The organism is Microbacterium radiodurans (genome assembly GCF_008710705.1).
Lineage (GTDB): Bacteria > Actinomycetota > Actinomycetes > Actinomycetales > Microbacteriaceae > Microbacterium > Microbacterium radiodurans.
This window is the reverse complement of record NZ_VYRZ01000002.1, coordinates 600,033-622,817: the sequence shown is the minus strand read 5'-3', so window position 1 is coordinate 622,817 and position 22,785 is coordinate 600,033. Positions and strand designations below refer to the sequence as shown.

The following is a 22,785-nucleotide window of genomic DNA, read 5'->3' as shown; positions in this document are numbered from 1 at the left end:
GCATCGGTGAGAGGCTAACCGTGACGTCAGGCACGAAGACCACACGCACCCGCGCGAGCGAGGACACCGAACTCGTCGAGGACGCCCCCGCTCAGGAGTCGGCTGCCGCCAAGCCGGCCGCGAAGAAGGCGACCGCCAAGAAGCCCGCCGCGAAGAAGGCCGCGCCCGCGAAGGCCTCCAAGGCGAAGGCGGATGACGACGAGGACGAGGAGGATCTCGACGAGGACGTCGCGGTCGACTCCGACGACGACACCGCCGACGAGGCGGCTCCCGCCGCGGCATCCGAGAAGGGTGACGACGAGGAGGACGACGCGGAGACGACGAAGCCGGCGTTCACCGAGCCGCTTCCCACGGGCGCGATCGTCATCTCGACGAGCGATGAGGAAGACGTCCCGGTCTACTCGACGCAGATCACCGGCGCCACGGCCGACCCGGTCAAGGACTACCTGAAGCAGATCGGCAAGGTCCCGCTTCTGAACGCGGCCGAGGAGGTCGAGCTCGCGATGCGGATCGAAGCCGGTCTGTTCGCGGAGGAGAAGCTGTCGCACATGTCGGCGGCTGAGAAGTCGAACCAGCTCGGGCTCGACCTGCAGTGGGTCGCGCGCGACGGACAGCGCGCCAAGAGCCACCTGCTCGGTGCGAACCTGCGCCTCGTCGTGTCGCTCGCCAAGCGCTACACCGGTCGCGGCATGCAGTTCCTGGACCTGATCCAGGAGGGCAACCTCGGCCTCATCCGCGCCGTGGAGAAGTTCGACTACACCAAGGGCTTCAAGTTCTCCACGTACGCGACGTGGTGGATCCGTCAGGCGATCACCCGTGCCATGGCCGACCAGGCCCGCACCATCCGCATCCCGGTGCACATGGTCGAGGTCATCAACAAGCTCGCCCGCGTGCAGCGCCAGATGCTTCAGGACCTGGGCCGCGAGCCCACGCCCGAGGAGCTGAGCCGCGAGCTCGACATGACTCCCGAGAAGGTCATCGAGGTCCAGAAGTACGGCCGCGAGCCCATCTCGCTGCACACCCCCCTCGGTGAGGACGGCGACAGCGAGTTCGGCGACCTGATCGAGGACACCGAGGCGGTCGTCCCCGCCGACGCGGTGGGCTTCACGATGCTCCAGCGTCAGCTCGAGTCGCTCCTCGACTCGCTCAGCGAGCGCGAGGCGGGTGTCATCCGCATGCGCTTCGGCCTCGGCGACGGTCAGCCCAAGACCCTCGACCAGATCGGCGACACGTTCGGCGTCACGCGTGAGCGCATCCGCCAGATCGAGTCCAAGACGATGGCGAAGCTCCGCCACCCGTCGCGTTCGCAGTCGCTGCGGGACTACCTCGAGTGACCGGCGCGGCCAACGAGGGCAAGGCCCTCGAGGTCGTCGTCGACGGCACGTCCTACGCGCGGATCCCGATCCGAACGCGGGTGGTCATGCCCGGCGACGACCTCGACGCCGTCATCTCGGAGTACGCGGCATCGGTCGTCCAGCCGGGTGACCTGCTGTTCGTGACCGAGAAGATCGTCGCGATCACGCAGGGCCGCTCCTACCGGCTCGACGAGATCACGGTGCGCCCGCTCGCGCGCACGCTGTCGAAGTACGTCACCCGCACGCCGTACGGCATCGGGCTCGGCATGCCCGAGACGATGGAGATGGCGCTGCGCGAGTGCGGCACGCCGCGCATCCTGCTCGCCGCCGCGGTCAGCGCGGTGACGAAGCTCTTCGGGCGACGCGGCGATTTCTACCGCGTCGCCGGCGACAAGGCGCGCGCGATCGACGGCCCGACCTCGGGCACGATCCCGCCCTACAACCAGGCCGTCGTCCTGGGACCGACCGATCCCCGCGGTGTCGCGGCACGCGTCAAGGCGCAGCTGGGGGGCGTCGCCGACGTCGCCGTCGTGGACATCAACGACATCGGCGGCAACATCCTCGGTTCGACGCTCGACCGGGCGGGGGAGCAGCGCCTCGTGCGCATCCTCCGCGACAACCCCCTCGGTCAGGGCCACCAGTCCACGCCGCTCGGCGTCATCCGCAAGGCCTGACATGGGGACGGTGAACCGGCTCTACCGCCGCGCCCGCTTCTTCGTTCGGCGTGTCGTCTCCTTCGACCGCGAGCGCGTCATGCAGTTCGCCCGCCAGTCCGCAGTGCTCTCGAAAGCGCCCGTGTGGTGGGTCGCGCTCGACATGGCCTGGTGCGCTGTGCGGTACGAGACGACGTTCGAGAACTACTCGGAGTGGGACTTCCGCATCCTCTCGCGGCGCGAGCGGCTCACGTACATGACCGACCCGAAGTCCTTCCACCTCTCGCGGCGGCTCAACGACGACTCGGTGCGCGGCATCTTCGACGACAAGCTGCAGTTCGCCCGGCGTTTCGGAGAGGACCTCGGTCGCGCGTGGCTCGACGTGTCGATCTCCGATGCCGCCGCGCTGGCCGCCTTCGTCGAGGGTCGTGAGCGGGTCATCACGAAGAATCCCGGCGGCGTCGGCGGCAACGGCATCACGATGCGCGACGTCGCGACGATCAGCGACATCGACGCGCTCCGCGAGGAGCTGCTCGCTTCGGGCGAGACCCTCGTCGAAGAGGTGCTCGTGCAGCATCCCGAGATGGCGCGGCTCTACCCGGGCAGCGTCAACTCGCTGCGGGTGGTCACCTACCGCGACCCCGACGACGTCGTCCACGTGCTCGCCTCCGTCCTGAAGGTCGGCAACGGCGGCGTCATCGACAACTTCTCCAACGGCGGGATGTACACGATGCTCGGCGAGGACGGGCGGGCGCTCCACGCGGCGAGCGACGAGGAGGGGCACCCGTTCGAGGTGCACCCCATCACCGGCGTGCCGATCACGGGCTACCAGGTCCCGTTGTACGCGGAGATCCTCGACCTCGTCGACCGCCTCGCGCGCCGCGTCCCCGAGATGCCGTACATCGGCTGGGACGTCGCCATCACACCCGAGCGCCCCGTCGTCATCGAAGGCAACCACAACACGGGCGTGTTCCAGTCGAAGCCGTCGGTGTCGGGCATCCGACGGGGGCTCCTGCCCCGCTACCGCGCCGCCATGCGGTTCTGACGCCGTCGGCGTCGGAACGCGGCATCCGATCGAGGGAGAACGAGCAATGGGTCGAGCACGGGTCCGGCTGGGCTATCTGGTCAATCGGGCGCGGAACATCCGCGTCGGCAACCTCGTCGAGTTCGCACGGCAGGTGCAGAAGGTCTCGCGGGCGCCGCTTCCGGTGATCATCGCGGACATGCTCTGGTGCTCCGTGAAGTACGACATGGGGTTCCGCGACTACGCGGTCTGGGACATCCGACTCCTGAACGCGCGCGAACGCGCGACCTGGATGACCCACCCGAAGTCGTTCCGCATCACCCGCATGCACAACACCCCGGAAGGCCGGGCGAAGCTCGAGGACAAGCGACGCTTCGCGCGGGAGTACGCCGACCTTCTCGGCCGCGAGACCGTCGACCTGCGCGACATCGACGACGTGCAGCTCGCGGCCTTCCTCGAGCGCCACCCGAAGGTGCTGGCGAAGCCTCTCGACGGACACGGCGGCGGGGGTATCACCCTCCATGAGAACGTGACGGATGCCGCGGCCTTCCGTGCCGAGGCGGAGGCCGCTCGCCAGTCGATCGTCGACGAGTTCATCGTCCAGCATCCCGAGATGTCCTCGCTGTACCCCGACAGCGTCAACACCGTGCGGCTCATCACCTTCCTCACTCCCGCGGGCGACGTGCGGCTCCTGGCCGCCGTCCTGCGCATCGGCAACGGCGACGTCATCGACAACTTCGCCTCGGGCGGGATGTACACGATGCTCGACGACGCCGGCGTCGCCCTGTACCCCGGGGTCGACAAGAACTCGAACGTCTATCGCGAGCACCCGGTCACCGGCACGGCGATCGTCGGCTTCGCGGTTCCGCGCTACGACGAAGTGCTCGCGCTGACCGAGGCGCTCGCCCGTCGGACGCCCGAGGCGCCCTACGTCGGGTGGGACCTCGCGATCACCCCGAACGGGCCCGTCGTGATCGAGGGCAACCACAACTCGAGCGTGTTCCAGCCCAAGCCCAGCGCGTCGGGCGTGCGCACCGGTCTTCTTCCCACCTATCAGGCGGCCGTCGGCTTCTGACCGCTTCCTCCGCAGACGCGGAACGCCCCCGGCTCGTGGCCGGGGGCGTTCCGTCGTGTGGGCGGTGGGTCAGATGGCGGTCGCGAGACGCGAGGTCTCGTCGTGCCAGCTCGTGGCGACGGCGCGGAGCTTCTCTTCGTACTTGCGTCCGTGGTGGGCGCAGAAGAGCAGCTCGCTGCCGTTGACCTCGGCCGCGATGTAGGCCTGGGCGCCGCAGGAATCGCAACGATCGGCCGCCGTCAGGCGGTGCTCGAGGACGGCGGTGCTCTCGGTGGTCGTCGACGTTGTCATGGTGTGTGCCTCCTCGGTCGTTCGGGTTCTGCAACTGAGTGCCTTCGATACAACCATGCGCGGGCGGGGGTATGCCCCATTTGACGTGCATTTCGCTCAGCGCGTACGCTCCGGCGCCGCATCGCTGCCGGTCGAGTGTCCTCCAGCCGATGTCCACGGCCGCGGATACGCTTGGAGACCGTGACCGCAGAGTATTCAGCCCATCATCTCCAGGTGCTCGAGGGACTCGAGGCGGTTCGCAAGCGTCCCGGCATGTACATCGGGTCCACCGACTCCCGGGGCCTCATGCACTGCCTGTGGGAGATCATCGACAACTCGGTCGACGAGGCGCTCGCGGGCCACGGCTCGCGCATCGACATCGTGCTCCACGCCGACGGCAGCGTCGAGGTGCGCGACCGCGCCCGCGGCATCCCGGTCGACATCGAGCCGCGCACCGGCCTGTCGGGCGTCGAGGTGGTCTTCACCAAGCTCCACGCGGGCGGCAAGTTCGGAGGCGGTTCGTACGCGGCATCCGGCGGCCTCCACGGCGTCGGCGCGTCGGTGGTCAACGCGCTGTCCGAGCGCCTCGACGTCGAGGTCGACCGCGGCGGCAAGACCCACGCGATGTCGTTCCATCGCGGCGAGCCCGGCCTGTTCGCCGGTGACGCACCGGATTCCGCCTTCACGCCGTTCGAGCGCTCGTCCGAGCTCCGCGTGGTCGGCAAGGCCCCGCGGGGCACATCGGGCACCCGCATCCGCTACTGGGCGGATCGTCAGATCTTCACGAAGGACGCCGCCTTCACCCTCGACGAGCTCGTGCAGCGCGCGCGGCAGACCGCGTTCCTCGTGCCGGGGCTCGAGATCGTCATCGCCGACGAGCGGGGCGAGGAGCGCACCGAGACGTCCTATCGGTTCGACGGAGGCCTCTCGGAGTTCGCGGACTTCCTGGCGCCCGACGCCCCCATCACCGACACGTGGCGGCTCCAGGGCTCGGCGACGTTCACCGAGACGGTGCCGGTCCTGCAGGCCAACGGCGCGATGGTGCCGACCGAGGTCGAACGCTCGTGCGAGGTCGACATCGCCCTGCGATGGGGGACCAGCTACGAGACGGTCACCCGTTCGTTCGTCAACATCATCGCGACCCCCAAGGGCGGGACCCACCAGCAGGGCTTCGAGCAGGGACTGATGAAGGTCGTCCGCGGCCAGGTCGAGCAGAACGCGCGACGCCTCAAGGTGGGCACCGACAAGCTCGAGAAGGACGACATCCTCGCCGGTCTCACCGCGGTGCTGACCGTGCGCGTGCCCGAGCCGCAGTTCGAGGGGCAGACGAAAGAGGTGCTCGGCACGCCGGCCGTGCGCCAGATCGTCGCGAACGTCGTGGGCCGCGAGATGGCGGCGAAGTTCGCCTCGCCCAAGCGCGACGACAAGGCGCAGACGGCGCAGCTGCTCGAGAAGGTGGTCTCCGAGATGAAGGCGCGCATCTCGGCGCGCACCCACAAGGAGACGCAGCGCCGGAAGACCGCGCTCGAGTCGTCCTCGCTGCCCGCCAAGCTCGCCGACTGCCGCACGAACGACGTCTCCGAATCGGAACTGTTCATCGTCGAGGGCGATTCGGCCCTCGGTACGGCCAAGCACGCGCGCAACAGCGAGTACCAGGCGCTCCTGCCGATCCGCGGAAAGATCCTGAACGTCCAGAAGGCGTCGGTGAGCGACATGCTCTCCAACGCCGAATGCGCCGCCATCATCCAGGTGATCGGCGCGGGCTCCGGGCGCTCGTTCGACATCGCGTCGGCTCGCTACGGCAAGGTCATCCTCATGAGCGACGCCGACGTCGACGGCGCGCACATCCGCACCCTGCTGCTGACGCTCTTCTTCCGCTACATGCGGCCGCTGATCGAGGAAGGGCGGGTGTTCGCGGCGGTGCCTCCGCTGCACCGTGTGGTCGTCGTCAACCCGGGGTCCAAGCCGAACGAGACGATCTACACCTACTCCGAGGCCGAGCTGCACGGACTGCTGACGAAGCTCCGCAAGGCGGGCCGCCGGTGGCAGGAGCCGGTGCAGCGCTACAAGGGCCTCGGCGAGATGGATGCCGATCAGCTGGCGACCACGACGATGGATCGCGCGGGTCGTACCCTCCGGCGCGTGCGTGTCGAGGATGCCGATGCCGCCAATGCGGTGTTCGAGCTGCTCATGGGCAACGAGGTGGCGCCCCGCCGCGACTTCATCATCACCTCGAGCGATCGCCTCTCGCGCGAGGCGATCGACGCCTGACCCGACCCGACCCGTGAGTCGAACCGGATGACTCGCGGGGCGCGAGGGCGTCAGGCGATGACGGTGCCGACGGCGCCGACGACGCCCTCGAGGGGCTGGCCGGACGCGTCGCGTTTCGCACCCGTCGGGGGCAGCGCGCGCGCTGCGCCGTCCGGACCCACGGCGCGGGCGTCGTCGCCGACCCAGGCGAGGGTGAGGCCGTCCTCGCCGCGGAGGAACCGCTGGGCGCGCACGCCGCCCGTGGCACGCCCCTTCGCCGGGAACTCCGTGAACGCCGAGACCTTGCCGCTGCCGGCGTCGGCTCCGGCCAGCGACTGGCTCGATCCGGCGATCGTGACGACGACGGTCTCGTCGGATGCCGTGACCGCGGCGAACGCGATGACCCGCTCGCCCTCGGCGATGCGGATGCCGGCCATGCCGCCGGCCGCGCGTCCCTGCGGCCGCACCGACGCGGCGTCGAAGCGCAGCAGCTGAGCGTCGGAGGTGACGAAGACGAGTTCGGCGCCGTCCGCGGCGAGCCCCGCTCCGACGACGCGGTCACCGGGCTTGAGCGAGATGATCTCGGCGTCCGGCTTGCCCGGGGCGAGCTCGGAGGCGGCGACGCGCTTCACGACGCCCTGAGCGGTGCCGAGCGCGATCGGCGGCTCAGCCGTGAGCGGCACGACGGCGACGACGTGCTCGCCGGCGGGGAGTCCGAGGTACTGGTCTGCACGGGTGCCGGCCGCCAGCTGGACACTGTTGCCGGGCACCGAGGGGAGGTCCACCGGTGAGAAGCGCACGAGACGGCCGGCACTCGTGACGACGCCGAGGTCGCCGCGCACGGTGCCGTCGGCGGCCGAGCCGATGGCGTCGTGCTTGCTCCGTCGCGCGGGCGGCACGATCCCGCTGCCGAGGAGATCGTCGCCGAGCTCGGCGCGCACCATCCGCCCCGTGGCCGAGAGGAAGACGCGACAGGGCCCGTCGGCGATCTGCAGATCCGCGACCGCCTTCCTGCCCGAACGCGCGGTGACGGGACCGCCGTTCAGGAGCAGGGTGCGGCGCGGCGTGCCGTAGGTGTCGGATGCCGCCTCGAGCTCGCGCGCGACCTGTGCGCGCAGCAGCACGTCGCTCGCGAGAAGCTCCTCGAGGTGCGCGATCTCGGCCCTCAACTGATCGCGCTCGGTCTCGAGCTCGATGCGCGAGAACTTGGTCAGCCGGCGCAGGCGCAGTTCGAGGATGTACTCGGCCTGCAGCTGCGAGAGGTCGAAGACGTCCATGAGGCGTCCCCGCGCCTGCTCGCCGTCGTCGGAGGCCCGGATGACTTGGATGACCTCGTCGATGTCGAGGATGGCGATGAGGAGCCCCTCGACCAGGTGCAGGCGCTCCTGCTTCCGGGCGAGCCGGTAGCGGCTCCGGCGCGTGACGACCTCGATGCGGTGGTCGAGGTAGACGCGCAGGAGCTCCTTGAGGCCGAGCGTCTGCGGCTGCCCCTCGACGAGGGCGACGTTGTTGATTCCGAACGAGTCCTCGAGGGGGGTCAGTCGGTAGAGCTGATCCAGGACGGCCTGGGGATCGAACCCGGTCTTGATCGTGATGACCAGGCGCAGACCGTGGTTGCGGTCGGTGAAGTCCTGCACATCGGCGATGCCGGTGAGCTTCTTCGCATTCACCGCATCCTTGATCTTCTCGATGATGCGCTCGGGGCCGACCATGTAGGGCAGCTCGGTCACGACGAGCCCGGTGCGGCGGGGGCCGAGGGATTCGACGGCGACCTTCGCCCGGGTGCGGAAGGTGCCGCGACCGCCCGCGTAGGCATCCTTGATGCCGTCGAGTCCGACGATCACCCCACCCCCGGGCAGGTCGGGGCCGGGGACGAACTCCATCAGCTCGTCGAGGGTCGCCTCCGGATTGTCGAGCAGGTGCACGGCGGCCGCGACGACCTCGATGAGGTTGTGCGGGGCCATGTTCGTCGCCATGCCGACGGCGATGCCGGTCGTTCCGTTGACGAGCAGGTTGGGGTAGGCCGCGGGCAGGACCGCGGGCTGCTGGAACTGGCCGTCGTAGTTCGGGATGAAGTCGACGACGTCCTCGTCGAGGTTCTCGGTCAGGGCGAGAGCCGAGGGGGCGAGTCGCGCCTCGGTGTAGCGCGCCGCCGCCGGCCCGTCGTCGAGCGACCCGAAGTTGCCGTGGCCGTCGACGAGCGGCACCCGCAGCGCGAAGTCCTGCGCGAGGCGGACGAGCGCGTCGTAGATGGCGGTGTCGCCGTGCGGGTGGAGCTTCCCCATCACCTCGCCGACGACGCGGGCACTCTTGACGTGACCCTTGTCGGGCCGCAGGCCCATGTCGGCCATCTGGAAGAGGATGCGGCGCTGCACCGGTTTGAGGCCGTCCCGGGCGTCGGGCAGGGCGCGCGAGTAGATGACCGAGTAGGCGTACTCGAGGAACGAGCCCTGCATCTCCGCGGATACGTCGACGTCCTCGATGCGCTCGGGCTCGGCGGGAACGGATGATGCGGTGCGGGAAGCGGCCATGAAGCTGTGCGGACCTCGTCGGGATCGGGTGGGACGGCCGTGTGGAAGACTGGCCGCGATGCCTCTCAGCCTACCGATCGACCCGCCGTCGGCCCGGAGCCTCACCGGGGTCGTGCCGCAGCTGATCGCCTCGGTCTCCGGCCGTCCCGATTGGTTCGCCGCGGCGCAGTCGGCGATCGTCGTCGTCGCCGACGGTCTCGGGCGGGCGAACCTGTCGTCGCGAGCCGGCTACGCGCGATTTCTCACCGAGCGCATGACGAAGCGGGATGCCGCGCGCACGGTCTTCCCGTCGACGACGGCGGCGGCGCTCACGAGCCTCCTGACCGGCACCGCTCCGGGCGAGCACGGCATCCTGGGATATCGCGTGCGCGTCCCGGGAACGGCGGTCGCCGCGAATCAGCTCACGGGGTGGGAGGGCGACGGACTCGACCCGCTCGTCTGGCAGCGCGCGCAGCCGCTGTTCGAGCGCGAGAGCGCCGCCGGCCGGCCGTGCTTCGTGGTGAGCCGCCCCCAGTACGCCGACACGGGGTTCTCGACGGCGACCGTCCGGGGAGCGCGATTCCTCGGCGCCGAGGACGTCGCCGAGCGCTTCGCCCTCGCCGAGGCGGTGGCCGCCCAGCATCCCGGCGCCCTCGTCTACCTCTACGTGCCCGAGCTCGACGTCATCGGGCACGCCCGCGGCAGCCAGAGCGATGCCTGGGCCGCCGAGCTCGAGCGCATCGACGCGATCGTGCGCCGGTGGGACGCTCAGCTCGGCCGGGGGATCGGCGCCGTGCTGACGGCCGACCACGGCATGGTCGACGTCGCCGCTCACCGGCACGTCCTGCTGCGCGAGGGCGACGAGCTTCTCGCGGGGGTCTCGATCGTCGCCGGCGAGCCCCGGATGCTGCACCTCTACACCGAGCCGGGCGCGGCGGGCGAGGTCGCCGACCGCTGGCGCGCGTCGGAGTCGGGGCGATCGTGGGTCCTCGAACGCGACGAGGCCGTCGACGCCGGGCTCTTCGGGACGGTCGATCCCGCGGTGGCCCCGCGTCTCGGCGACGTCCTCGTCGCGGCGCGGGCAGCGGTCGCGTACTACGACGACCGGCCGAGCGACAAGCGGCCGCAGCGGATGATCGGCCAGCACGGCTCGCTGACGGACGAGGAGCGGATCGTGCCCCTCATCCGTCTCGGCGCATTCGCCTGAGTCAGGCGTCCTCGCTGCGCGCGCCGAACACGATCTCATCCCACGAGGGCATCGAGGTGCGGCCGCCCTTGCGCCGGGTCTCGGTCGCGGCGGTGTCCTCGGCGACGGTGTCCGCGGCCACGGGGGCCTCTTCGGCGGGAGCCTCGGGCTCGGTGTCCGACCGGCGCGCGGCGCTCTGCTGGATGGCCTCGAAGAGCGAGACCGGCGACGAGGGACGCTGCGGCTCGGTGCGGCTCTCGGTCGGCATCGGCTCGCGCTGACCGCGGCGACGGCGGAGCGCCTCGAGCAGGTCGGCGGTCTCCGCCGAGGTGACGACCGGCTCGGGTGCGCGTTTGATCGCGGCATCCTGCGCCGTCGTCGCGGCCGACCGTGCATCGCGGGTGCCGGCGGTGCTTCCGCCGTCTGCGGGATCGGCCAAGGGGCGCCGCGGACCGAACGCGCCGCTGTCGAAGCGCGAGTCGTCTTTCGCGGGGGCGGTGTCGAGCGCGCGCAGGCGGGGGATGAGTCCCTCGGGGAGGGAGCCTTGCCGCGACAGCTGCGTGGCGTCGGAGTTCAGCGGTGCGAGCGACGAGCGCCGGGGATCGAAGGACCAGCGGGCGTCGTGGTCCACGCCGCCCGCGGTGAACTCGAGCTTGACGACCCAGCCCTCCGGCTCCCGCCAGCTCGTCCACCGCTCGCCCGAGGCGCCCGCCTCGGCGAGCTTCGCCCGCACGGCGGTCCCGAAGGTCGGCTGCGCGTCGGGCTCGAGCTCGCCGGCCATGAGGACCGGCACCGCCAGCGCCTGACCGACGACGTGCTCGCGCTCGGCGATGATGGGCCGCTCGTACCGCACGACGTCCTCGACGCGGACGCCGAGCAGGTTCGCGACGTCGGTCGCGGTCATTCCGGCACGGATGTGCGACTGGATCTCGCGGGGACTCGGCTTGTTGGCGCGCGGCTCGCCGACGGGCCGCGCGGTGCGCAGCTGCGCCCGCAGGGTGTCGGTGACCGGCAGCGCGAAGCGCTCACCGGACTCGGTGGCGAGGACGAGGATGCCCTCCTCGGTCCCGATGACCTTGAGCTGTTCCATGCGCAGAATCCTCCCAGCGAAGACGTGTGCCGTCATGGTGTCACAGCGTCCCGCGGGTCGCGGGAATATCCCGGGCGCGCCGCCGGTTTGGAGGGGCGATGCGGAGGTTCGCATCGCATCTCGGAAGCATTCGTCGCGACGTTTTGCGAAAACTGCGCCCGTCATGCAAACTATCGCCGCCCCACACGGCGCGGCAACCCGGCAACACCTGGAAGTAGAGACGTTCGACATGGCTACGGATTACGACGCCCCCCGCAAGACCGAGGACGACAGCGAGTCGATCGAGGCCCTGAAGGAGCGCGTTCCCGACAAGTCGTCGGGCTCGATCGACAACGAGGATGCCGACAACCCCTCCGGGTTCGAGCTTCCCGGCGCCGACCTCTCGGACCTCGAGCTCGACGTCGTCGTGCTGCCCCCGCAGGAGGACGAGTTCACCTGCGTCGAGTGCTTCCTCGTGAAGCACCGCACCCAGATCGATCACGAGACCTCGGTCGGCGCCATCTGCACCGAGTGCGCGCACTGACCTCGGAGCGACGAACTTCCTGACCCCCGGCGCCGAGCGTCGGGGGTCAGCTGTGTGCGGCCCGGACGAGCGCGACGATGCGCTCCGGGGTGCGCGAGGAGAAGACCCAGTGCGTCACCGGATCGTCGGCGTCGTCGATCGCCACCCGCACGATGCCGTCGATTCCGCCGCGCAGCAGGTGCCAGGACGCGGGGGAGAGTCCCGGACCGCGCGCGTGGCGCGCCTCTTCTCCGGTCATCGCTTCGACCGCGCCGAGATAGTGCAGCTCGATCCGCGCCCGGCCCACGTGGAGGTGCGTGGGCGAGACCGCCACGACCGGCGACGCCGCCACGAGGAGCGCGACGACCGCGATGCCGACCGCGGCGCCGACGAGGAGTCCGACGACGGCGTCGAGAGGCGCGAGCACGAGCGCGACCATGGGCCCGCAGACGGCGGCGCTGGCGAGCGCCCACAGCGACGGGCTGAGCCGCTCGCGATAGGTCGCGGTGGACAGAGTGGCGGGCGCTGAACTGTGCATTAGCCTCGTGGGGTGACCGAATCCGTGGACGTCCCCATTATCGCCGCTGAGGTACCCGCGTACGCGCACCCCGGCGACGCGGGCGCCGACCTCGTCGCGGCCGAAGCCGTGCACCTGGCCCCCGGGCAGCGGGCGCTCGTCGGCACCGGCGTGCGCATCGCCCTGCCCGAGGGGTACGCGGCGTTCGTGCTGCCGCGCAGCGGCCTGGCGGCCAAGCACGGCATCACGATCGTCAACGCACCGGGCACGATCGATGCCGGCTACCGCGGCGAGATCAAGGTGGCGCTGCTGAACACGGACGCCGCCGAGGCCTACGACGTCGAGCCGGGAGCGCGCATCGCGCAGCTCGTCGTCATGCCCGTTCCGCGGGCGCGTTTCGTTCCGGTCGACGAACTCCCCGCCAGCGTGCGCGGCGACGGGGGCTTCGGGTCGACCGGGTACCAGCAGACAGGAGTCAGCGCATGAGCGACGAGATCACGTCGGCCCCGGTCGACCGGGCCACGAGCGGCCCGTTCGACGAGTCCGAGGCCAACCCGGTGCGGCCCTACATCGATCTGGGCGGCATAAAGGTCCTCCCGCGCGAAGGTCTCAACCTGCGTCTCGAGGTCGAGGAGCAGACCAAGCGCATCGTCGCCGTCGGCCTGGACTATGCCGGTTCGACCCTGCAGGTGCAGCCCTTCGCGGCCCCGCGGTCGACCGGGCTGTGGGAGGAGACGCGCGAGCAGATCCGCCAGCAGATCCGTCAGCAGGGCGGTCGCGTCGAGGAGCGCGAGGGTCCCCTCGGTCCGGAGCTTCTCGCCGAGGTTCCGGTCGTCGCCGGCACCGACGGCAGCAGCAAACGCCTCGCCCGCTTCGTCGGCATCGACGGCCCGCGCTGGTTCCTGCGCGGCGTGATCGGCGGCGCCGCCACGAGTGACATCGACGCGGCGGCGCAGGTCGAGGACCTGTTCCGCTCGCTCGTCGTGGTGCGCGGCGGGTCTCCCATGCCGCCGCGCGACCTGATCGCGCTGAAGATGCCCGCCACCCCCGGCTCGGCGTGAGCGACGCTCAGCACGCGGACCGCGAGCCCGAATCCGGCAGCGCGCGCCCGTCCGTGACTCCTCCGGAGGCCGCGTCGGCGTCCGGAGTGCTCGGCGCCGCGCTCGGCGAGGCCGCCCGCAAGGCCGGCTTCGACCCCGAGGCCGGCGCCTCGACCGGTGGCGTCGTCTGGAAGGCCATGGGGGGAGTGCGCGGCATCCTCGAAGCCGTCCTGCCCGGTCTCGTCTTCATCGTCGTCTTCACCCTCACCACCGATCCCGTCACGCGCGAGGCCGATCTCTGGCTGTCGCTGGGGCTCTCCGTCGGCGTCGCCGCGGTCTTCACGGTCATCCGCCTGATCCAGCGGGGTCCCGCCGGAGCGGCGATCGGCGGGCTCATCGCGACGGCCGTCGCGGCGGGGCTCGCCCTCTTGACCGGGCGCGGTCAGGACAACTTCGTCCCCGGCCTCATCACCAACGCCGGATACGGCACGGCGTTCCTCGTCTCGGCCCTCGTCGGGTGGTCGCTCATCGGACTGGCCGCCGGCTTCCTCATGAACGAGGGAGTCGCATGGCGGCAGGACCGGCGCAAGCGCCGGGTCTTCTTCTGGCTCGCGATCGCGTGGTCGGCGCTGTTCTTCCTGCGTCTCGGCGTCCAGCTGCCCCTCTACTTCGCCAACGAGGTGGCGCTGCTCGGCACCCTCAAGCTCGTCATGGGGCTGCCGCTGTTCGCGCCCCTCGCCGCCGTGACGTGGCTCGCCGTGCGCGCTCTCTACGTCCAGCGCCCCGAGTGATATATTTATCTCGACGTCAAGATAAATTTCCCCCGCACGACGACACGTTCGGACGGCGCCCCCGCCTCCTCGACGACTAAGGGTCGCCTCACTGGATCGACGGCTGTGGCGCGGGGATGATGGAACCGTGCGCGCGAGCGCCGGCCCGCCGATGAAGGAGAGCAGACGTGTCAACTGTTGACAGCTTCGGAGCCAAGAGCACCCTGACGGTCGGCAGCACCGACTACGAGATCTTCCGGATCGCCACGGTCGAGGGGTACGACCGCCTCCCGTTCAGCCTCAAGGTGCTCCTCGAGAACCTGCTGCGAACCGAGGACGGTGCGAACGTCACGCAGGAGCAGATCCGCGCGCTCGGCTCGTGGGACTCGCAGGCCGAGCCCAGCACCGAGATCCAGTTCACGCCCGCCCGCGTTGTGATGCAGGACTTCACCGGCGTGCCGTGCATCGTCGACCTCGCCACCATGCGCGAGGCCGTCACGGCCCTCGGCGGCGACCCCAAGCGCATCAACCCGCTCTCGCCGGCCGAGATGGTCATCGACCACTCCGTGATCGCCGATCTCTTCGGATCCGAGAACGCGCTCGAGCGCAACGTCGAGATCGAGTACGAGCGCAACGGTGAGCGCTACCAGTTCCTGCGCTGGGGCCAGGGCGCCTTCGACGACTTCAAGGTCGTGCCCCCGGGCACCGGCATCGTCCACCAGGTGAACATCGAGCACCTCGCGAAGGTCATCTACGACCGCGACGTCGACGGTGTGCTGCGCGCCTACCCCGACACGTGTGTCGGCACCGACTCCCACACCACGATGGTCAACGGCCTCGGCGTGCTCGGCTGGGGCGTCGGCGGCATCGAGGCCGAGGCCGCGATGCTCGGCCAGCCTGTGTCGATGCTGATCCCGCGCGTGGTCGGCTTCAAGCTGACCGGCGAGATCCCCGCCGGCGTCACCGCGACCGACGTCGTCCTCACGATCACCGACATGCTCCGCAAGCACGGCGTCGTCGGCAAGTTCGTCGAGTTCTACGGCGCCGGCGTCGGCTCGGTGCCGCTCGCGAACCGCGCCACCATCGGCAATATGAGCCCGGAGTTCGGGTCGACGGCCGCGATGTTCCCGGTCGACGACGTGACGCTCGACTACCTGCGCCTCACCGGCCGCGACGAGCAGACGGTCGCCCTCGTGGAGGCGTACGCGAAGGAGCAGTCGCTGTGGCACGACCCCGCGAACGAGCCGAGCTTCAGCGAGTACATGGAGCTCGACCTCTCGACGGTCGTCCCCTCGATCGCCGGTCCGAAGCGCCCCCAGGACCGCATCCTGCTCTCGGAGTCGAAGGAGCAGTTCGCGAAGGACATCCTGAACTACGCGACCGCTGCCGACGAGCCCGTCGAGGTCGAGGGCACCTTCCCGGCCTCCGACCCGGGCACCGCCCCCGGTGTCGAGCACGAGACGCTCTCGGACGACACCGTCTCGCACCAGCACGATCACGCGCACGCGGGCCTGCTCTCGAGCGGTGCGCGTCACGCGGCATCCAACCCGGTGAAGGTCACCCAGCCCTCCGGCGAGAGCTACATGCTCGACAACGGCGCGGTCACGCTCGCGGCCATCACCTCGTGCACGAACACGTCGAACCCCTCGGTGATGATCGCGGCCGGTCTGCTGGCGCGCAAGGCTGCCGAGCGCGGCCTCACGCGCAAGCCGTGGGTCAAGACGACGCTCGGCCCCGGCTCGAAGGTCGTCACCGACTACTACGAGAAGTCCGGACTCGACAAGGACCTCGAGAGCCTCGGGTTCTACACCGTCGGCTACGGCTGCACGATCTGCATCGGCAACTCCGGCCCCCTCATCGAGGAGGTCTCGGCAGCGATCAACGAGAACGATCTCGCCGTCACGGCGGTGCTCTCGGGCAACCGCAACTTCGAGGGCCGGATCAGCCCCGACGTCAAGATGAACTACCTCGCGTCGCCGCCGCTCGTCGTCGCCTACGCCCTGGCCGGCTCGATGAACTTCGACTTCGAGACCGACGCGCTCGGCACGGACTCCGACGGCAACGACGTCTTCCTGAAGGACATCTGGCCCGCCACCGACGAGGTGCAGGAGATCATCGACTCCTCGATCTCGCGCGAGCAGTTCATCAAGCAGTACGCGACGGTCTTCGACGGCGACGAGCGCTGGAAGAACCTCCCCACCCCGACCGGACCGGTCTTCGAGTGGAACGAGGACTCCACCTACGTCCGCAAGGCGCCGTACTTCGACGGGATGCAGATGGAGCTGACCCCGGTCGCCGACATCACCGGCGCCCGCGTCATGGCCGCGCTCGGCGACTCGGTGACGACCGACCACATCAGCCCCGCAGGGAACATCAAGGCCGGCACGCCGGCTGCGCAGTACCTCACGGAGCACGGCGTCGCGCAGAAGGACTTCAACTCCTACGGCTCGCGCCGCGGCAACCACGAGGTCATGATCCGCGGCACCTTCGCGAACATCCGCCTGAAGAACGAGCTCGTCGCCGCCGTCAACGACGGACAGGTCGTCGAGGGTGGGTTCACCCGCGACTTCACCCAGGAGGGCGGCCCGCAGTCCTACATCTACGACGCGAGCCAGAACTACCAGGCCGAGGGCACCCCGCTGGTGATCTTCGGCGGCAAGGAGTACGGCTCGGGTTCGTCGCGCGACTGGGCGGCCAAAGGCACGAGTCTGCTGGGCGTCAAGGCCGTCATCACCGAGAGCTTCGAGCGCATCCACCGCTCGAACCTCATCGGAATGGGCGTCGTCCCGCTGCAGTTCCCCGCCGGCGAGAGCTGGAAGTCGCTGGGTCTCGACGGTACCGAGGTCGTCTCGATCACCGGACTCGAGCAGCTCAACGAGGGAGTCACGCCCAAGACCGTGAAGGTCGTCGCCGAGCCGAGCGAGTTCTCGCCCGAGGGCAAGCAGACCGTCGAGTTCGACGCGGTCGTGCGCATCGACACGCCGGGTGAAGCCGACTACTACCGCAACGGCGGCATCCTGCAGTACGTTCTGCGCTCGCTCGTCTGAGCGATCATCGACGGAGGCCGGGGCGTGCAGCTCCGGCCTTCGTCGTATCCGGCTGATTAGACTGGCGCCACGTCGTCGGAAGGAGGCGCAGATGTCTCTGCTCCCCGGTATCGCGCACCCGCGTGATCTCGATCGCCTGTCGATCCGCGAACTCGAGGCTCTGGCCGCCGAGATCCGGACCTTCCTCGTCGAGAACGTCGCCCGCAGCGGCGGTCACCTCGGACCCAATCTGGGCGTCGTCGAGCTGACGCTCGCGATCCACCGCGTCTTCGATTCGCCGAACGACCCGATCGTCTTCGACACGGGCCACCAGTCCTACGTTCACAAGCTCGTGACCGGCCGGCAGGACTTCACCCGTCTGCGCTCGCGCGGCGGTCTCGCCGGCTATCCGCAGCGCGCCGAGAGCGAGCACGACGTCGTCGAGTCGTCGCACGCGTCCAGCTCGCTGAGCTGGGCCGACGGCATCTCGCGGGCATTCGCCCGGACGGGGCGAACCGACCGTCACGTCGTCGCGGTCGTCGGCGACGGCTCCCTCACCGGCGGGATGACATGGGAGGCGCTCAACAACATCTCCGACGACAACGACCGCAACCTCGTGATCGTCGTCAACGACAACGGGCGCTCGTACGCGCCGACCATCGGGGGCATGGCGCGCTTCCTCAACAAGGTGCGGACGACGGAGGGCTACCGGTCGCTGCACCAGGGGTCGGCCTCCCTCTTCGGGCGGCTCGGGCCGGCGGCGCGCGCGGTGTATCGCGGACTCCGCGGCGGAACGCACGGATTCCTCTCGCGCTTCGTGAACAACGAAGCCCTCTACTCGAATCTGGACATCAAGTACCTCGGGCCCGTCGACGGGCACGATCTCGAAGCCATGATCGAGACGCTGCGCCTCGCGAAGTCGTACGGCGCCCCGGTCATCGTGCACGCCATCACCGAGAAGGGGCGGGGGTACGCCCCGGCCCGCGAGGACGAGGCCGATCAGTTCCACGCCGTCGGGAAGATCGATCCTCTCACCGGGCGTTCGGTGAGCTCGGCGGCATCCACCAGCTGGACCGACGTGTTCGCCGCGGAGCTCGTCCGAGCGGGCGAGGAGCGCCCGGACGTCGTGGCGATCACCGCCGCCATGCTCCGCCCCACGGGTCTGCAGCCGTTCGCCCAGCGCTTCCCCGACCGGGTGCTCGACGTGGGCATCGCCGAGCAGCACGCCGTGGCCGCCTCGGCCGGCCTCGCCTTCGGCGGCCTCCACCCCGTCGTCGCCATCTACGCGACGTTCATGAACCGTGCGTTCGATCAGGTTCTGATGGATGTGGCGCTCCACCGCGCCGGCGTGACCTTCGTGCTCGACCGCGCCGGCGTCACGGGTCCCGACGGCCCCAGCCATCACGGCGTCTGGGACCTCGCGATGCTGCAGTCGGTCCCGAACATCCGGATCGCCGCACCGCGCGACGCGGAGCGCCTCCGCGAGGTGTTCCACGAGGCCATCGCCGTCGATGACGCCCCCACGGTGGTCCGCTACCCCAAGGGTTCGGTCGGCGACGAGCTTCGCGCGCTCGAGCGCCTCGACGACGGCACGGACGTCCTCGCTCGCGGCGAGACGCCGGATGTCCTCCTCGTCGGGATCGGGCCGATGGCGCGGATCGCCGTCGAGGTGGCCGACCGGCTTCGCGCCCAGGGCATCGGAGCGACCGTCGTCGACCCCCGCTGGGTCGTGCCGGTGGCGCGCTCGATCGTCGAGCTCGCCGCGGAACACCGCCTCGTCATCACGATCGAGGACGGCATCCGCGTCGGAGGCGTGGGCACGCGGATCCGTCAGGTGCTCCGCGAGGCAGGGATCGACACCGCCGTCGACGAGCTCGGGCTGCCCGCCGAGTTCATCGATCACGCCGAGCGCGACGAGATCCTCGAGGACGCCGGTCTCACGGCATCGAAGATCGCTCACGACGTCGTGGCCCAGGTGCTCGGCACCCGCATCCCGATCGCCCGCCCGAGCGTCGGCGCCGAGCACGACTGGGCGGATCTCGGTGACGAGGAACCGCCTGCCGACGCGCCGCCACGCTCCCGAGCTGACGCCACGGACGGCGAACCTCAGCCTCGGGGCCGCTGATCCGCGCCCATCACCCGACAGCGCTCGTCGGGGAGGTGGAGCGCGCCTCCGCGATGAGGTCGATGAGCTCCCGCAGCGGCCGTCGCAGCACCGGGAGACGGGTCAGCGGGAGTGTCACCGCGAACAGTGCCAAGCCCTTGTCGAGCAACCGGCGGGTCTTCGCCTGGTCGTCGGTATCGTCGTAGACCCAGTACATCGCGAGCAGCAGATGCGCGAGCACGAGCGCGCCGGGCAGCGCTTCGGCGATGTCCCTCGGGAGCTTGTGGTCGGCACCGTCGACGGCGGTGCGGAAGAGGTCCTCCACGATCACGAGCGAGGCGTTCGACTCGGACGACAGCGGGTTGATCGACGACCGGGGCGAGACGGCGGCCGTCAGGAACTCGGGCGCGTGCCCATGCGTCGGCGTCAGTTGGTCGAGCCCGGTATGGAAGACGATCGCGAGTCTCTCCTTCAGATCGCGCACCGACTCGAGTCGGGGGAGGGCGGCCGCGCGATGGGCCCGCTGCACCTGGAGGTAGAACTCCTGGACGAGCTCGTTCTTCGACGAGAAGTGGTAGTTCGTCGTCCCGACCGAGACGCCGGCCTCCGATGCGATGCGGCGAATGGTGGTCGCGTCGTAGCCTCGTTCGCGGAACGAACGCAGTGCCGTCGCGACGATCAGGGCACGCGTGCGGTCGCGCTTCGACTCGGTCGGCTCGGTCGGCTCGGTCGGCTCGGCGGTGCTGAACATGTTCAGAGGCTAACCCACTGCCACTCCCGGCCACCTGTTCCGCGCCCGCGTGAAAGCATGGCGGGATGACCGGCGACAACCTGACCCGTACCGACGCCCAACGGCGTGCAGCCGAGATCCGGCTCCACACCGCCGAGGTGTCCCTCGATGTGCGCGACGCGGCCCGCGCCGCTGAGACGACATTCCGTACCCGCGCGATCCTCTCGTTCGATGCGCGCGTCGGCGGAGAGACCTGGGTCGACTTCCTCGGTTCGACCGTCGACGCGGTGACCGTGAACGGCGAGAGTCGGCCGGTGGAATGGGACGGCGCGCGCATCCGCATCGACGGTCTCGCTGCGGCGAACGTCGTCGTCATCGAGGCACAGGGCGTCTACAGTCGCTCGGGCGAGGGGCTGCACCGTTTCGTCGACCCGGTCGACGGGGCTGTTTATCTGTACACCCAGTACGAGCCGGCCGACGCCCGACGTGTCTACCCCTGCTTCGAGCAGCCCGACCTGAAGGCGCGCTGGCGGATGCTGGTGCGCGCGCCGCACGGGTGGCAGGTGCTGTCGAACGGGGTCGAGACCGATCGACGCGAGATCGACCGCGGCGTGGAGGTCCGCTTCGCCGAGACACCGCCGATCTCCAGCTACATCACGGCGGTCGCCGCCGGCCCCTACCACCGGGTCGACGCGAGCTGGGACGGGCCCGAGGGGCCCGTGGCGCTCGGCGTCCTCTGCCGCTCGTCGCTCGCCGACCACCTCGACGCCGAGGAGATCGTCGACATCACCCGGCGAGGCCTGGACTACTTCGGTGGTGCCTTCGGTCTGAGCTACCCGTGGGGGAAGTACGACCAGATCTTCGTGCCCGAGTACAACCTCGGCGCCATGGAGAACCCGGGCCTCGTGACCTTCACGGAGTCGTACGTCTTCCGCGGCGCCGCGACGACCGCGCAGCACGCCGCGCGCGCCAACACCGTCCTCCACGAGATGGCCCACATGTGGTTCGGCGACCTCGTCACGATGCGCTGGTGGGACGACCTGTGGCTCAAGGAGTCCTTCGCCGACTTCATGGGATCGCACGCATCGGTGGCCACCGGGCTGTATCCCGACGCCTGGGTGAGCTTCGCGAGCAGGCGGAAAGGGTGGGCCTACGAGCAGGACCAGCTGCCGACGACGCATCCGATCGTGGCGGACATCCCGGACCTCCAGGCCGCGAAGCTCAACTTCGACGGCATCACATATGCGAAGGGTGCGTCGGTGCTCAAGCAGCTCGTGGCCTACGTCGGCGAGGACGCCTTCTTCGCGGGCACCCGGCGGTATTTCGCCGACCATGCGTACGGCAATACGTCCCTCGACGACCTGCTGCGGGCGCTCGAGCAGGAATCGGGCCGTGACCTGCGGGAGTGGAGCCGGGAGTGGCTGCTGACGACGGGGATGTCGGATCTGGCGGTCGTGCCCGATGGCGGGGGCGATGCGGAGGTCGTCCTGACGGACCCGCGACCGCACCGTGTGACGATCGGGCGGTACACCGAGAACGACGGTCGACTCGAGCGGCGCGACGGGGTCGGACTCGATCTCACGAGCGCTCGCACGCCCCTGCCCGGCGGGACCGGCGGCGGCGCCGGCATCCCTGTGGTGATCCCGAACGACGACGACCGGACGTACGCGAAGGTGCGCCTCGACGTCGCGACGACGGATGCGCTCGAGCGCGGCCTGTCGACGATCGCCGATCCGCTCGCGCGCTCGGTCGCCTGGGCGGCGCTGTGGAATGCCGCTCGCGACGGCGAGCTCGGTGCCGAGCGCTACATCGGCATCGTCGCACGGCACGCGACGTCCGAGACGCACATCGGCCTCCTCGCCGACGCGGTCGCCCACGCCGGCGCCGCTGCGGCGCACTACGTCGCCCCGGACCGCCGGACGGCGGTCGCGGCACGCTGGCTCGAGACGGCGTGGGCCGCCCTCGCCATGGCGGAGCCCGGCAGCGACGGCCAGCTCGTGTGGGCGCGGACCGTCGGGGCCGCTGCGACGGCGCACGCCGGGCGGGCTGTGGATCTCCGCGGCATCCTCTCGGGCGACCTCCCCGCACCGGCCGGGCTCGTGCTCGATGCCGACCTGCGCTGGGCCTGGCTGTTCGCCCTCGCGACCACGGGAGCCGCCGCCGAGGCCGACATCGACGCCGAGCTGACCCGCGACGACACGTCGACGGGACGTCTGGCGCACCGGGCGGCGCTCGCCGCGCGACCGGATGCCGGCGTCCGCCGTGACGCGTGGACCGCGGCCTGGAGCGACGGGACACTGTCGAACGACGAACTCGACGCCACGATCTCCGGCATCCGCTCCGGTGGTCGTCGAGACCTCATCGCAGCGCTCGACGCCGACTACTACGCACGCATCGCGGACGTCTGGGGCTCACGCAGCATCGAGATCGCGCGGCGCCTGGTGCGCGGTCTCTTCCCGTTCCGGGACGACCTGACGATGAGCGGCGCCTGGCTCGAGGCGCATCCGGATGCCCCGGCCGCCCTCCGTCGCATCGTGGTCGAGCAGCAGGACGCGCTCGCCCGCGCGCACCGCGTCCAGCGCGCCCAGAGCACGCTCGCCTGACCGCGTTCGCTGCCGCCCCGCACCCGCGGCACAGCACTTTCGCGCCGAGACCGCGGGGCGAGCCCACGGTCCCGGCGCGA

At 70.3% G+C, this 22,785-nt stretch carries 18 protein-coding genes; 13 read left to right on the top strand and 5 right to left on the bottom strand.

Annotation, left to right across the window (positions count from 1 at the left end):
• Positions 1-20: 20 nt before the first annotated feature.
• From F6B42_RS08815 to F6B42_RS08800, 4 genes are read left to right on the top strand one after another with little or no spacing between them, the layout of a single operon-like run.
• The gene (locus F6B42_RS08815) at positions 21-1,334 is read left to right on the top strand and encodes an RNA polymerase sigma factor (protein ID WP_150419217.1); all 1,314 of its coding nucleotides are present in this window, start codon (positions 21-23) and stop codon (positions 1,332-1,334) included.
• Positions 1,331-2,029, top strand: a complete 699-nt coding sequence (locus F6B42_RS08810; protein ID WP_150419216.1) for a coenzyme F420-0:L-glutamate ligase — start codon at positions 1,331-1,333, stop codon at positions 2,027-2,029. Before F6B42_RS08815 ends, F6B42_RS08810 begins: the two co-directional genes overlap by 4 nt.
• Before the next feature lies 1 nt (position 2,030).
• Positions 2,031-3,053: a sugar-transfer associated ATP-grasp domain-containing protein gene (locus F6B42_RS08805; protein ID WP_150419215.1), complete on the top strand. Its 1,023-nt coding sequence runs from the start codon at positions 2,031-2,033 to the stop codon at positions 3,051-3,053.
• 46 nt (positions 3,054-3,099) lie between these two features.
• The gene (locus F6B42_RS08800) at positions 3,100-4,107 is read left to right on the top strand and encodes a sugar-transfer associated ATP-grasp domain-containing protein (RefSeq protein WP_150419214.1); all 1,008 of its coding nucleotides are present in this window, start codon (positions 3,100-3,102) and stop codon (positions 4,105-4,107) included.
• 69 nt (positions 4,108-4,176) lie between these two features.
• Here the strand turns inward: F6B42_RS08800 and F6B42_RS08795 are convergent, their stop codons facing one another.
• Positions 4,177-4,398 (bottom strand): DUF7455 domain-containing protein, encoded by a 222-nt coding sequence (locus F6B42_RS08795; protein WP_150419213.1) that lies wholly within the window; start codon positions 4,396-4,398, stop codon positions 4,177-4,179.
• A gap of 180 nt (positions 4,399-4,578) precedes the next feature.
• On the opposite strand from F6B42_RS08795, the gene F6B42_RS08790 reads away from it, so the two are divergent.
• The gene (locus F6B42_RS08790) at positions 4,579-6,648 is read left to right on the top strand and encodes a DNA gyrase/topoisomerase IV subunit B (RefSeq protein ID WP_150419212.1); all 2,070 of its coding nucleotides are present in this window, start codon (positions 4,579-4,581) and stop codon (positions 6,646-6,648) included.
• A 50-nt stretch (positions 6,649-6,698) separates the two neighbouring features.
• Here F6B42_RS08790 and F6B42_RS08785 read toward each other — a convergent pair whose 3' ends face one another.
• Positions 6,699-9,158 carry a DNA gyrase/topoisomerase IV subunit A gene (locus F6B42_RS08785; RefSeq protein WP_150419211.1) on the bottom strand — a complete coding sequence of 820 codons (2,460 nt, stop codon included), beginning with the start codon at positions 9,156-9,158 and terminating at the stop codon, positions 6,699-6,701.
• Between the two features lie 58 nt (positions 9,159-9,216).
• On the opposite strand from F6B42_RS08785, the gene F6B42_RS08780 reads away from it, so the two are divergent.
• Positions 9,217-10,344: an alkaline phosphatase family protein gene (locus F6B42_RS08780; RefSeq protein ID WP_191089316.1), complete on the top strand. Its 1,128-nt coding sequence runs from the start codon at positions 9,217-9,219 to the stop codon at positions 10,342-10,344.
• A 1-nt stretch (position 10,345) separates the two neighbouring features.
• Here the strand turns inward: F6B42_RS08780 and sepH are convergent, their stop codons facing one another.
• Complete coding sequence (gene sepH / locus F6B42_RS08775; protein ID WP_150419210.1) at positions 10,346-11,413, bottom strand: septation protein SepH; 1,068 nt, start codon at positions 11,411-11,413, stop codon at positions 10,346-10,348.
• Positions 11,414-11,642: 229 nt separating this feature from the next.
• Between sepH and F6B42_RS08770 the strand changes: the two genes are divergently transcribed.
• Entirely contained in the window at positions 11,643-11,936 is a 294-nt protein-coding gene (locus F6B42_RS08770; RefSeq protein WP_150419209.1) for a DUF4193 domain-containing protein, read from the top strand.
• A 46-nt stretch (positions 11,937-11,982) separates the two neighbouring features.
• Here the strand turns inward: F6B42_RS08770 and F6B42_RS08765 are convergent, their stop codons facing one another.
• Positions 11,983-12,453, bottom strand: a complete 471-nt coding sequence (locus F6B42_RS08765) for a DUF3093 domain-containing protein (protein ID WP_150419208.1) — start codon at positions 12,451-12,453, stop codon at positions 11,983-11,985.
• A 12-nt stretch (positions 12,454-12,465) separates the two neighbouring features.
• Between F6B42_RS08765 and dut the strand changes: the two genes are divergently transcribed.
• The 5 genes from dut to dxs all read left to right on the top strand — a co-directional run bounded on the left by dut (position 12,466) and on the right by dxs (position 19,393).
• On the top strand, positions 12,466-12,918 hold the full coding sequence (gene dut, locus F6B42_RS08760) for a dUTP diphosphatase (RefSeq protein WP_191089315.1): 453 nt from the start codon (positions 12,466-12,468) through the stop codon (positions 12,916-12,918).
• Positions 12,915-13,493 (top strand): DUF3710 domain-containing protein, encoded by a 579-nt coding sequence (locus tag F6B42_RS08755; RefSeq protein WP_150419207.1) that lies wholly within the window; start codon positions 12,915-12,917, stop codon positions 13,491-13,493. Before dut ends, F6B42_RS08755 begins: the two co-directional genes overlap by 4 nt.
• Complete coding sequence (locus F6B42_RS08750) at positions 13,490-14,263, top strand: DUF3159 domain-containing protein (protein ID WP_150419206.1); 774 nt, start codon at positions 13,490-13,492, stop codon at positions 14,261-14,263. Before F6B42_RS08755 ends, F6B42_RS08750 begins: the two co-directional genes overlap by 4 nt.
• Before the next feature lie 167 nt (positions 14,264-14,430).
• A complete protein-coding gene (locus tag F6B42_RS08745) occupies positions 14,431-17,289 on the top strand; it encodes an aconitate hydratase (RefSeq protein WP_150419205.1) in 2,859 nt (952 codons plus the stop codon).
• 91 nt (positions 17,290-17,380) lie between these two features.
• A complete protein-coding gene (dxs, locus tag F6B42_RS08740; protein ID WP_150419204.1) occupies positions 17,381-19,393 on the top strand; it encodes a 1-deoxy-D-xylulose-5-phosphate synthase in 2,013 nt (670 codons plus the stop codon).
• Between the two features lie 10 nt (positions 19,394-19,403).
• Here the strand turns inward: dxs and F6B42_RS08735 are convergent, their stop codons facing one another.
• Positions 19,404-20,123 (bottom strand): TetR/AcrR family transcriptional regulator, encoded by a 720-nt coding sequence (locus tag F6B42_RS08735; protein WP_150419203.1) that lies wholly within the window; start codon positions 20,121-20,123, stop codon positions 19,404-19,406.
• A gap of 65 nt (positions 20,124-20,188) precedes the next feature.
• Here F6B42_RS08735 and pepN point away from each other — a divergent pair, with 65 nt between their 5' ends.
• Positions 20,189-22,705, top strand: coding sequence for an aminopeptidase N (pepN, locus tag F6B42_RS08730; protein ID WP_150419202.1), 2,517 nt, complete (start codon positions 20,189-20,191; stop codon positions 22,703-22,705).
• Positions 22,706-22,785 lie beyond the last annotated feature (80 nt).